Origin of the sequence: Halopseudomonas yangmingensis, from assembly GCF_900114825.1 — a bacterium.
Lineage (GTDB): Bacteria > Pseudomonadota > Gammaproteobacteria > Pseudomonadales > Pseudomonadaceae > Halopseudomonas > Halopseudomonas yangmingensis.
Window position 1 is genome coordinate 46,187 of the sequence record NZ_FOUI01000012.1, and the last position, 12,465, is coordinate 58,651.

At 60.9% G+C, this 12,465-nt stretch carries 10 protein-coding genes; 2 read left to right on the forward strand and 8 right to left on the reverse strand.

The annotated features are described in order from the left end of the window. Positions 1 to 184 precede the first annotated feature (184 nt). Entirely contained in the window at positions 185 to 1,609 is a 1,425-nt protein-coding gene (hldE, locus tag BMZ23_RS11085; protein WP_093476964.1) for a bifunctional D-glycero-beta-D-manno-heptose-7-phosphate kinase/D-glycero-beta-D-manno-heptose 1-phosphate adenylyltransferase HldE, read from the reverse strand. Between the two features lie 33 nt (positions 1,610 to 1,642). After that, complete coding sequence (gene msbA / locus BMZ23_RS11090; RefSeq protein ID WP_093476968.1) at positions 1,643 to 3,427, reverse strand: lipid A export permease/ATP-binding protein MsbA; 1,785 nt, start codon at positions 3,425 to 3,427, stop codon at positions 1,643 to 1,645. An 82-nt stretch (positions 3,428 to 3,509) separates the two neighbouring features. Here msbA and cysQ point away from each other — a divergent pair, with 82 nt between their 5' ends. Further along, complete coding sequence (cysQ, locus tag BMZ23_RS11095) at positions 3,510 to 4,310, forward strand: 3'(2'),5'-bisphosphate nucleotidase CysQ (RefSeq protein WP_093476972.1); 801 nt, start codon at positions 3,510 to 3,512, stop codon at positions 4,308 to 4,310. 438 nt (positions 4,311 to 4,748) lie between these two features. Beyond that, positions 4,749 to 5,099 carry a DUF4870 domain-containing protein gene (locus BMZ23_RS11100; RefSeq protein ID WP_218143596.1) on the forward strand — a complete coding sequence of 117 codons (351 nt, stop codon included), beginning with the start codon at positions 4,749 to 4,751 and terminating at the stop codon, positions 5,097 to 5,099. A gap of 208 nt (positions 5,100 to 5,307) precedes the next feature. On the opposite strand, the gene BMZ23_RS11105 is transcribed toward BMZ23_RS11100, so the two are convergent. The 6 genes from BMZ23_RS11105 to BMZ23_RS11130 form a co-directional block, all read right to left on the reverse strand. After that, on the reverse strand, positions 5,308 to 5,673 hold the full coding sequence (locus BMZ23_RS11105) for a VanZ family protein (protein ID WP_093476975.1): 366 nt from the start codon (positions 5,671 to 5,673) through the stop codon (positions 5,308 to 5,310). Positions 5,674 to 5,675: 2 nt separating this feature from the next. Further along, positions 5,676 to 7,349, reverse strand: coding sequence for a glucose-6-phosphate isomerase (gene pgi, locus BMZ23_RS11110; protein WP_245748195.1), 1,674 nt, complete (start codon positions 7,347 to 7,349; stop codon positions 5,676 to 5,678). Beyond that, entirely contained in the window at positions 7,342 to 8,592 is a 1,251-nt protein-coding gene (locus BMZ23_RS11115; RefSeq protein ID WP_093476983.1) for a nucleotide sugar dehydrogenase, read from the reverse strand. Before BMZ23_RS11115 ends, pgi begins: the two co-directional genes overlap by 8 nt. Positions 8,593 to 8,618: 26 nt before the next feature. Further along, positions 8,619 to 9,506, reverse strand: coding sequence for a UTP--glucose-1-phosphate uridylyltransferase GalU (gene galU, locus BMZ23_RS11120; RefSeq protein ID WP_093476987.1), 888 nt, complete (start codon positions 9,504 to 9,506; stop codon positions 8,619 to 8,621). Between the two features lie 24 nt (positions 9,507 to 9,530). Next, positions 9,531 to 10,931 (reverse strand): phosphohexomutase domain-containing protein, encoded by a 1,401-nt coding sequence (locus BMZ23_RS11125; RefSeq protein ID WP_093476990.1) that lies wholly within the window; start codon positions 10,929 to 10,931, stop codon positions 9,531 to 9,533. Between the two features lie 84 nt (positions 10,932 to 11,015). Then, entirely contained in the window at positions 11,016 to 12,428 is a 1,413-nt protein-coding gene (locus tag BMZ23_RS11130) for an MBL fold metallo-hydrolase RNA specificity domain-containing protein (protein ID WP_093476993.1), read from the reverse strand. Positions 12,429 to 12,465: the final 37 nt, after the last annotated feature.

The window sequence follows — 12,465 nt, forward strand, 5'->3', positions numbered from 1 at the left end:
CTGGGACCGCCGAATTCATTCGGCCAGCACGGCATAGCCGTGCGCTGGGGTTGGGTTTTCGGCAGCCAGTCCGGGCGCTAACCCCGGCAGCCCTGCGGGCTGCTTTGCCGACTGAAGTCGGCGGTCCCAGAAAGGCTGCTTCGGCGGTCTTAGAAGAGCGGAGCCGAGGAGGCCTGGGGGTGGGTCAGTCGCGGTTGCGGATTTGTTCGACAATGGCGGTAGTCGAGCAGCTTTCGACAAAGTTGAGTACTGCCACCTCGCCGCCATGCGCCCTGACGATGGGTGCGCCTACCACCTGATCAACGCTGTAGTCACCACCCTTGACCAGCACATCCGGGCGGATCTTTTCCAGCAGCGACTCAGGCGTATCCTCGGCAAAACTGACTACCCAATCCACCGCCCCCAGTCCGGCCAGCACCGTCATGCGCCGGTCCACACTGTTGATCGGCCGGCCAGGACCCTTCAGCCGCGTGACCGAAGCATCATCGTTGATCGCCACAATCAAGCGATCACCGAGGCTGCGCGCCTCCTCCAGATAGCCAACATGCCCGGCATGGATAATGTCGAAACAGCCATTGGTGAAGACGATGCGCTCACCGTGCGCACGGGCATCCTCGACCGCCTGCTGCAATTGCTCAACACTCAGCACCCCGCGCTCACTGCCCTGATCGCGCTGCACCACACGGCGCAGTTCAGGCGCACTCACAGTGGCGGTGCCCAGCTTGCCAACCACAATGCCAGCAGCCAGATTGGCCAGCGCCACCGCCTGCGGATAATCCTCACCAGCCGCCAGTGCAGTCGCCAACGTAGAGATCACCGTATCGCCGGCACCGGTCACATCAAACACCTCACGGGCCCGCGCCGGCAGATGCAGAGGCGCTTCGTTGCGGCGCAACAGGGTCATGCCATGCTCGCTACGGGTAACCAACAGCGCACCCAGATCCAGCTCGGCAATCAATGCCAGCCCCTTCTCGACCAGCTCCTGCTCGCTCGCACAATGCCCCACTACCGCCTCAAACTCGGCCAGATTCGGGGTAATCAGACTGGCACCTCGGTAGATGGAAAAATCAGCGCCCTTGGGATCCGCCAGTACCGGCACGCCACGCTCACGAGCCAGGGCGATCAGTTGCTGATGGTTAACCAGCGCCCCCTTGCCATAATCGGACAGGATCATCACCCGCACCCGTTCCAGCAAGCCCGCCACGTCGGCGGCCAGCGCCTCGCCATCAGTGATAAAGGGTTCTTCGAAGTCCATACGCAGCAATTGCTGGTGACGGCTCATCACCCGCAGCTTGGTAATGGTCGGCACGCCCTCCTGCTGCTGGAAGGCACAGAACACCCCGGCCGCCTCAAGACGCTGACGCAGACTCTCGGCCGCCTCATCGCGCCCGGTCACCCCGACCAGCCAGGCCGGCGCACCCAGCGCCGCAATATTCAACGCCACGTTGCCAGCCCCGCCGGGGCGATCCTCGATCTGCTCGACCTTGACCACCGGCACCGGCGCCTCTGGCGAAATTCGCCGGGTCGGGCCATGCCAATAACGATCCAGCATCACATCACCCACCACCAGCACCGGCGCAGCATCAAAACGCGGCATGTTCAACTTCATTACTGGGTACCCCGAAAACTGGTTGGCCCCGGCTCAGGCCGGAGCATTCTCATCCTGGAACTGCATACTGTGCAGACGCGCGTAGTGACCATTGCGCGCCAGCAATTCGCGGTGGCTGCCCTGCTCCACAATACGGCCCTGATCCATCACCATGATCACGTCGGCCTTCTCGATGGTCGACAGGCGATGGGCAATCACCACCGTCGTGCGCCCCTGCATCACCCGATCCAGCGCCGCCTGGATATGCCGTTCCGACTCGGTATCCAGTGCAGAGGTAGCCTCATCCAGAATCAGCACCGGCGCATCCTTGAGCAGCGCCCGGGCAATCGCCAGACGCTGGCGCTGGCCACCCGAAAGCAACACACCGTTTTCACCCACCATGGTGTCAAAGCCTTTCGGAAGGCGGTCGATAAACTCCTTGGCATAGGCTGCCTCTGCGGCTGACTCGATCGCCTCGCGCGGCGCCTCGGCCAGATCCCCATAGGCAATATTGCGCGCAATACTGTCGTTGAACAGCGTCACCTGCTGGGTTACCAGCGCAATATGCCGGCGCAGGTTGCGCAGGCGATACTCTTCAACATCCACACCATCGATCAGGATCTTGCCCTGCTCATGATGGTAGAAACGCGGGATCAGGCTGGCGAGGGTCGACTTGCCACTGCCGGAACGTCCTACCAGCGCCACCATCTGCCCCGGCTCGACCGTGAAATTGATATCCTCCAGCACCTGTTTGTCGGTACCGGGATAACTGAAACTCAGATTGCGGACCTCGATACGCCCCTGCACCCGCTCGCGCTCGACAGTCCCGCCGTCCACTTCCGGCGCCTCATCCAGCTGCTCAAAGATGCTTTCGGCGGCAGCAATCCCCTTCTGGATATTGGCACTGACTTCGGATAACTGGCGGATCGGCTTGGGCAACATACCGGCAGCGGTAATGTAGGCCACCAGATCACCAGCAGTCGCATCCCCACGCAAAAACAGCACAAGGAACATCACCACGGCCATCGCACTGAAGGTCACCAACTGCAGGGTCGGGGTGAACACAGCACCGGTCCGTGTCATTTTCAACGCGCGGTAACGGTTCTCGGCGCTGGCCTTGAAAAACCGCTCGCGCTCATAGTCCTCGCCACCAAAGCTGCGCACCACCCGATAGCCGGTAATGGTCTCTGAACAGACATGCGTCACATCACCCATGGCATGCTGGATTTTCTTGCTCTGGCTGCGAAACTTCTTGCTGGCACTACTTACCATCAAACCAATCACCGGCAGGATGGCAATCAGCACAAGCGTCAGCTTCCAGTTCATCCACAGCAGATAAATGAACAGGAAAATCACCGTCATGCCTTCACGGAATACCACCTTGATGGCATCGGTAGCTGCACCCGTGACCATGGTGGTGTTGAAGGTAATACGCGACACCAGATGACCGGAGTTATGGTTGTCCAGGTAGCGATTGGGCAGAGTCAACAGATTGTTGAACAGCCCGGTGCGTAGATCATGCACCACGCCAAGAGAAACCTTGGCCAGGAAGTAGTTACCCAGATAGGAACCAACACCCTGGTAAAAGGCCACGGCAATAATGAACAGCGGGAAGCCCCACAGCAGGGAAACGCCCATAAACTGGGCACTGTCACCCGCAGTCAGGCCGTCAACAAAGTACTTGAGCATCGCCGCCATGGCCGGCTGGCTCGAAGCAAAGATCATGAACCCGAAAATACTGATGGCAAACGCCACCCAGTAGGGTTTGACGTAACCCAGCAGGCGCAAATAGATACGCACACTGGAGCGGGCGAAGCTTTCGGGCTGTTGATCGGCCATGGAACAGTCACACTGCAAAAGGGTTTGTGAGTCTACCACAGGCCCTGTAAATTCAACGCCATTTGCCGCAAGGAGCCTCCGCATGCCAGAACTTGACGCCCTGTTGCGTATCGCCCGCGAGGCCGGCGAACTCATACTGCGCGTGTATCGACAGGACTTCCGGGTCAACCAGAAGAACGACCAAAGCCCGGTGACCGAAGCCGACATGGCCGCGCATCACCACATACTGGCCGAACTGACCCGCCTGACCCCGCAGATACCGGTACTGTCAGAGGAGTCTGCAGAACAGGTCGGCCCGGAACGCATGGACTGGCAGCGCTACTGGCTGGTCGACCCGCTGGACGGCACCCGCGAATTCATCAAGCGCAACGACGAATTCACCGTCAACATCGCCCTGATCGACAACGGCTTACCGGTGCTTGGCGTCGTGCACGCCCCGGCGCTGGATACCAGCTGGTTCGGCGCGCGTGACCTGGGCGCCTGGCGTCTGGACGGTGAAGGCCGACGCACGCGCCTGCAAGTAGAAGCACCACCCACAGACCGCGCCTGGCGAGTGGTCGGCAGCCGCTCGCATGCCACCCCGGCGCTACAGGGCTTTGTCGACCAGCTGGGTAATGCTCAACTGCTGAGTATCGGCAGCTCGCTGAAGCTGTGCATGGTCGCCGAAGGCAAGGCCGACCTCTACCCGCGCCTCGGTCCCACCTCGGAATGGGACACCGCAGCAGCACAAGCCGTAGTCGAAGCCGCCGGCGGATTGGTTCTGAGCTGGCCCGACTTGCAACCGTTACGTTGCAACCGCAACCCTGACAGCCTGCTGAATCCTGATTTTATTGTTTGCAGCCAGATCCGCCCGGACTGGGCCCGGCTTGCTACAGGCACCTGACCTTCAGGCGCAGGGCGCTGTAACCTACCCCCGGCGCACGGCTACGCCGTGCTGGCCGACTAAAGTCGGCGGTCCCAGGGACCGCACAGTCTGCCCGCTCAACGCCCGATCAACGGGTTGGCCTTTTGGGACCGCCGACTTCAGTCGGCAAAGCAGCCCGCAGGGCTGCCGGGGTGTGTTTTTCTGGGACCGCCGAATTCATTCGGCACAGCAGCCCGCAGGGCTGCCGGGGTTGAACTTTGGGACCGCCGACTTCAGTCGGCAAAGCAGCCCGAAGGGCTGCCGGGGTTGAACTTTGGGCTGCCGGGGTTCCTTGGCAAAGCACCCGAAACATTGCATCATGCTGGCGGTTGCTGCTTGCAGCCTCGCTGATGACAGGCATGCTCGCCCCCACCCGCACCTGCCATCAACTACCAATGCATATTCAGGAGAATAACAATGACAGAGATGGAGCAACAGAAATCTGCTGAAATCACCCAGGACTCGAAAAACCTGGCACTGCTGCTGTGGATTGGCACCCTGTTCTTCGGTTTTATCCCCGGATTGATTTTTTATCTGGTGAAAGCAGATGACGCCTATATAAAAGCGCAGTCAATGGAAGCGCTGAACTGGTCGATTACCGCCATTCTGGCGTATCTGGCAGCCTTCATGCTGAGCTTTATCGTGATTGGCGTCTTCCTGATTCCGGTGATCGGGATCTGTCACCTGATCTTCTGCATCATGGGTGCGGTAGCCGCCTCCAAAGGCAACCCGTTCCGCGTCCCCTTCACCCTGCGCCTGATCAAATAACACCACCAACAACCCCGGCGCACGGCTACGCCGTGCTGGCCGAATGAATTCGGCGGTCCCAGGGGCCGCGCAGTCTGCCCGCTCAACGCCCGATCAACGGGTTGGCCTTTTGGGACCGCCGACTTCAGTCGGCAAAGCAGCCCGAAGGGCTGCCGGGGTCAGCGCACGAACTGGCTGCCGGGGTTAAACGCTGGGACTATCGTGGAGCTCACTCTTCGCTCCCACGCGCACTTGCGCGTCGAACGCGCCTTAGCAGGAGCCACCAGGCCGTCAGCAAAACAGCACCCGCAAACACCCCAAGCAGGTTGGCAATGATATCGCCGGTATCAAACACCCGTGTCCGGTGCAGCCGGTCCTGCAACCATTCACTGAAGGGCGCCAAAGCCAGCATCAGCGGCCAGAAAAAGAACCAGCGCACCCGCGGGTAGGCCAGCCGCCCGGTAAAGGTCAGCGCCGCAAAAGCCAGGAAATGCAGCTCCTTGTCCCAGGGCGCCAGGCTTCCGGGCGGACCAGCAGGCCGGAACATCCCGTACAGAAACATCGACAGGCAGCCCAGAAAGAGCGCACGCCGCAAGGTCACTCCTGCTCCCCCACAGCCCCTGTAACTGCAGAACGACGAACAATATGCGCCAGCAATCCGGCCGTCGACGAGTCGGTTACTACCGGCTGTTCGCCACGCAGCATAGCCAGCGTATCCACGGCGATACGCTTGCCCATTTCCACGCCCCACTGGTCGAATGGATTGATATCCCAGATCACCGACTGCACGAACACCTTGTGCTCATACAGGGCAATCAGCATCCCCAACGCATAGGGCGTCAACTCATCCAGCATCAGGATCGAGCTGGGCTGGTTGCCTTTATAGCGCTTGAATGACGGCAACTCACCTGCACCAGGCAGTGCATCATCACCCAGCGCCAGAAGACGCGCATGGGCAAGACAATTGGCCTGTGCCAACTGATGCTGGGATTGCAGTTCTGCGGCGGTCGCCGCATGGGTGCCCTCACGATAGCGGCGCACCGGCAGGATGAAATCGCAGGCCACCGCCTCGGTACCCTGATGCAGTAACTGGTAAAAGGCATGCTGCGCATTCGGGCCAACATCACCCCAGACGATCGGACAGGTCTTGCCGGCTACCGGCGAGCCGTCACGGCGCACCCGCTTGCCATTGGATTCCATTTCCAGCTGTTCCAGATACAACGGCAATTGCTTCAGGCGGCCATCATAGGGCAGCACTGCCAGCGCGTTGATGTCCTGTACATTGACATTCCATATGCCAAGCAAAGCCATCAGCACCGGCAGATTGTCAGACCAGGAAGCTTCACGAAAATGCTGATCCATCGCGTGGGCTCCCGCCAGCAACTGACGAAACCCCTCCATCCCCAGACTGACCGCAATCGGAAAACCGATTGCTGACCACAGAGAATAACGCCCACCTACCCAATCCCAGATTTGCAGCTGGTTCTCAGGGGCAATCCCCCACTCGCTCATCCGCCCGGCGGCCGCCGACACACCCACAAAGTGACAGGCCAGTAATCCCTCAGACACACCCAGGCGGCTTTCCAGCCAGCTGCGCGCTGTCGCGGCATTGCTCAGGGTATCGATGGTAGAAAAGGATTTTGAGGAAATCACAAAGAGCGTGCGCTGCGGGCTCAGGCTGCGCAACAACTGCGCCAGCTGACTGCCATCCATGGTCGAAGCAAAGTGCACCCGTAAAGGCTGCTCGGTGGTTGCAACAAAGTCCGGCAAGGCTTCGCAGACCATCAGCGGCCCCAGATCCGAGCCACCGACACCGATATTCACCACATCGGTAATGACATCACCAGTCACACCACGCCACTGGCCGGCATGCAAGCGCTCAACCAGCACCTGCATTCGCGCCAACTGGTGATCAACCCGCTGTCCGACCGCCTCACCCTCTACCTTCAAACCACTGCCTGCCGGGAGTCGCAACGCCCAATGCATGGCGGCCCGCTGCTCGGTATGGTTGATGGCTTCACCCGCAAACAAGCGCTGCATCCAGCCACGCAAATCACAGGCATCTGCCAGGCTGAACAGGTGCTGCAAAACCTCTGCTGACACCCGCTGACGGGAGAAATCAAACAGCATGGGGCCCAGCCGCCGGTGCAAAGTCGCGAAACGCTGCGCATCTGCAGCAAAACGCCCGGCCAGATGCAATTCACGTTCAACGTCGCACTGAGCGCGCAACGCAGCCCACGCCTCAACCACCTCCTGCCTGTTATCAGTCACGTCCAACTCCGTAATACTCAAAGCCCTGCTGGCGCACAAACTGCGGATTCCATATGTTGCGGCCATCCAGCAGCAAGGGGCTGCGCATGATTTGGTGCAACCGCAAGAAGTCCGGGCTCCAGTACTGTTTCCACTCGGTCAGCAGCAACAAGGCATCGGCCTGTTCTGCCGCCGCATAGGGGGCATCATGCAAAACCAGATCGTCACGCGGGCCAGCCCATTTAGCCAGGGTTGGCAATGCCTGCGGATCATGCACATGTACCTGAACGCCCTGCGCCCACAACGCATCAAGCAGGCGTAGAACCGGCGCATTGTCGATCCGCTCGGTGCCCGGCTTGAAAGCTGCGCCCCAGATAGCCACGCGACGCCCCTGCAAGCGTGTGCCGTAGTGCCGCCACAACTTGCGAAACAACAACTCTTTCTGCAGTTCGTTGATGTGCAGCACCTGCTGCAACAACTGTCCGCCCAACCCCTGATCCTTGACCGTATCCGCCAAACGCATCACATCACGGGAAAAAGCCTGCCCACCAAATCCGCAACCGGGATACAGATAGGCCTCACCAATTCTGGGGTCCGCGCCCATGCCCCGGCGCACCTGCTCAATATCCACACCCAGCGTGTCTGCCAGGTTGGCCATATCATTCATATAGCTGAGCCGGGTAGCCAGCATGCCGACAATCGCCAGCTTGGTGAATTCCGCCTCACGCAGGCTCATTGGCTGTATCACATCACGCAAGCGGTTAAAGGGCCGCAACAGCTCTCTGACCAACGCTTGCGCCTGCTCGCTGTCGCTGCCCAGCAACCACTGGTCCGGGCACTGAAAACTGTTCAGCGCCGACCCTTCCACCAGCAAATCCGGCAAACACACCAACTCGCCTGCACCATTCAACAGACCTGCCAGCGACTCACTGGTACCCACCGGAAAGTTCGACTGGTTGACCACCAGCCAGCGCCCGTCACTGCCAGGCAGGTCACGCAAGATAGCCTCGGCTTGCAATACATCACCCGGCGCCAACGCCAACCAGATAGCTGCCGAAGCTGTTGGAGACTGACCAAGCTCGCACCACTGCAGCCGGCCAGCGCGTTGCTGCGATTGCAGCATTTGCGCAAGCCCCGGCTCGGAAGCATAGCTTTCGGGGGATTGCGGCTGCGCCACATGCGCCAGCACCTGATGCCCGGTAGAAGCCAGGCAGGCCGCCGCCACCCGGGCGCACAAGGTATCGCCATAAACATCAATAAACATGTGCCACTCCCTGCACCATCACAGCGTCACAAACCGGCTGCATGTGCGCGAACCTGACCGGCAAAGGCTTCACCCAGCGTCGGGTGGGCCAGCCCGTAGGCCAGCGTCGCCTCCAGATAACCCAGCTGGTTACCGCAATCATAGGAGCGCCTGGCTATATGCAGCGCCTCCACTGATTGCTCACGCATCAGCGCAGCAATCGCATCGGTCAACTGAATCTCGCCACCGGCGCCCGGCGCAGTCTGATCAAGCAGTTCAAAAATCCGTGCCGGCAACACATAGCGACCGACCACCGCCAGATTCGACGGCGCCTGCTCGGGTGCCGGCTTTTCCACCACCGCATGCATGGGCGCACTGTCGCCTGCCTGCAACACCACACCCCGCACATCCACCACACCGTATTGCTGCACCTGCGCCTGCGGCACCGGCTCAACCAGAATCTGCGCGGCACCGGTTTCGGCAAACCGGCGAGTCATGCGCGCCAGATCGGTTTCGGCGGCATGAGCCACCAGCACATCCGGCAACAGCACAGCAAAGGGTTCATTACCCACCACAGTGCGTGCGCAAGCCACCGCATGGCCCAGCCCCAGCGGACGCCCCTGGCGCACGGCAGAAATTTTCAGCTGCGGCGGCGCAATGCTGCGCAACACCTCCAGCAAGGCATTTTTACCCCGGCGTTGTAACTCGGCCTCCAGCTCCGGATGGGTATCAAAGTGGTCCTCAATCGCACGCTTGCTGGCATGGGTGACCAGCACAATCTCGTTCAGGCCGGCAGCCAGCGCCTCCTCGACCACATACTGGATCACCGGGCGATCAACCACAGTCACCATTTCCTTTGGAATCGCCTTGCTGGCCGGCAAGAACCGCGTTCCCAGACCCGCCACCGGCAATACCGCCTTGGTTACCTTGTGCATCACAGACTCCCTACCACAAACAATTCACGCCAACGCCGCAATAGCCGCCAGCAACTCTTCGGTTTTCGCCTGCATCAACACCCGGTCGCCGCGGCTTTCAACATTCAGGCGAATCACCGGCTCGGTATTCGAAGCGCGCAGATTGAAGCGCCAGTCAGCAAAGGCCACGCTGACCCCATCGGTATGGTCAACATCCAGAGCAGCAGGGGCATAGCGCTGCTCGATTGCCTGCAACACCGCCGGAGCATCCTGCACTGTCAGGTTGATCTCGCCGGAGGAGGGAAAAGCAGTAATCCGCGCATCCACCAGCGCCGACAGCGGCTGACCCTTGCGGCAGATCAGCTCGGCCACCAGCAACCAGGGGATCATACCGCTGTCGCAATAGGCAAAATCGCGGAAGTAATGGTGTGCGCTCATCTCGCCACCATACACCGCATCCTCCTTGCGCATGCGCTCCTTGATAAAGGCATGCCCGGCCTTGGTCTGCACCGGCACACCACCGGCCGCGCGCACCTGCTCCTCGGTGTTCCACACCAGACGCGGGTCATGGATGATGCGCGCACCGCGCTCCTTCTGCAAAAACGCCTCACCCAGCAGCCCGACGATGTAATAGCCCTCGATAAACCGGCCCTGCTCATCAAACAGGAAGCAGCGGTCGAAGTCGCCGTCCCAGGCAATTCCCATATCCGCGTCGTGGGCCAGCACCGCATCGCGGGTCATGCCACGGTTCTCCGTCAGAATCGGATTGGGAATACCGTTAGGGAAGCTGCCGTCAGGCTCATGGCAGATTTTCACAAACTCAACCGGCAGGCCCAGACGCACAAAGGCCGCCTCGATGGCATCCAGCGCCGGGCCAGCGGCACCATTACCGGCATTCACCAGCAACTTCAGTGGACGATTGAACTGCGCCGGATCGATATAGCCCAGCAGATGCTCAACAAAGGCCTCGCGCACATCCACCTGCTGCAAGGCGCCGCGTTGTGCATCCGGCACCTGCGGGTCACGCCCGTCAACCAGATCAAACTGCATCTGCTCGGCCATTTCGCGGATCTGCGCCAGCCCGGTATCGGCAGAAATCGGCCGCGAGCCCTCGCGCACCAGCTTGAAACCGTTGTAATCGATCGGATTATGCGAGGCTGTCACCTCAATGCCGCCATCCACACCCAAATGAAAGGTAGCGAAGTAGACCTCCTCGGTGCCGACCATGCCGATATCCAGCACATCCACACCCTCGTCACGCAGACCATTGGCCAGAGCCGCCTTCAGCAGCGGCGAGGTTTCGCGCACATCGCCGCCCAGCACAATACGGCGAGGCTTGAGAAAACGGGCAAAGGCGCGTGCAATGCGGTAGGCAATGTCTGCGTTCAGTTGGGTGCCGAGCTGGCCACGGATATCGTAAGCCTTGAAGCAGGTAAGCGAGGTCATTGAAGGGCAAGTCCCAGTAGTGGATAAAGCAACACCCCGGCACTGTAGCCGGGGTGGCAAAGAGGCACATGATACCTGTGCAGTTTACGGAATGACCACCTCCAGCCCCCTCCCACGACGCAGCGCCTCGGCCTGCAAGGCCTCGGCAAGGGCCTGCTTGGCCGAAGGATCACCATGCACCAGACGCACCTGCTGCGGCCAATGGCGCATACCGGTCACAAAGCGCACCAGCCCCTTCTGGTCCGCATGTGCCGAATAGCCACCCAGCACGTGAATACCGGCACGGATATCAACACGCTCGCCATCCAGCTCCACCCAGCCACCACGCGGCCCGAATTTCTGGATCTGCCGGCCCGGCGTGCCCTCGGCCTGATAGCCGACAAACACCACATCATGGCGGGGATCGCCGAGCATCGCCTTGAGGTAATTCATCACCCGGCCACCAGCACACATACCGCTGGCCGCAATCACCACGGCCGGCTGGCGGGTATGGGCCAAACGGTTGACCATGCTCTGATGCTGCGCGTGACTGTCCACCGTCAGCAGATTGGCAAAATCCAGCGGACGACGCCCGTCACGTAAACGCTTCAGCGCCTCGGCATCCCAGTATTCATCCAGCTCGCGGTAGACCCGGGTGAACTGGCTGGCCAGGGGCGAATCCAGAATCACCGGCAACTGCTGCCAGCTGCTGTCGCCAGTGGCGGAAGCGCGCCAGATAATATCCTCCAGCTCGTAAAGCAGCTCCTGGGTACGGCCAATACTGAAGGCCGGAATGATCACCGTACCGCCATCGGCCAGCGCATGCTCCAGCACCGCCTGCAGACGCTGCCTGCGCTGGCGGCGATCCTCGTGCAAACGGTCACCGTAGGTGCTTTCCAGCACCACCACGTCCGCCTGCCAGCCAATGTGCGGCGGAGCCAGCAAGGGAGCATGCGGCGCGCCCAGATCACCGGAAAACACCACCCGGCGGCGGCGTTGCTGCAGCGGGTAATGCACATCCAGCTCGACCCAGGCCGAGCCAAGAATATGCCCGGCCCGCTGGAAGCGCAGTCGACACACCAGCTGCGCCGTGTCGATCAGCGTGACCCACTCACGGTAGGCATGGCCACGCAGCAGCGGCGCAACCAGCGCCACATAACGCCGCGCCAGCTCGGCATCGCGCTGCACCCCGACCATAAAGGCATCTTCCAGCACCAGCGGCAACAAACGCGCCGACGCATGGGTGCAATAGACCGGCTGGCGGAACCCGGCAGCCATCAACCAGGGCAACCGGCCAATGTGATCGATATGCACATGGGTCGCGACCAACGCCTGCACGGTATCCAGCGAAAACTCGATAGGCAGGTTATTGGCCCCCGCGCCCTGCCCCGATACCTCAGCCCCCTGAAACAGGCCACAATCGATCAACAGACTGTGCTGTGGGCTCAGCCACAGCTGATGACAAGACCCGGTAACCCCCTGCACCGCCCCATGGTGCTGCACATACGGATAGTCCATAACCGCACTCCCTTGCAAAACCGCCAGTCTACCCGGC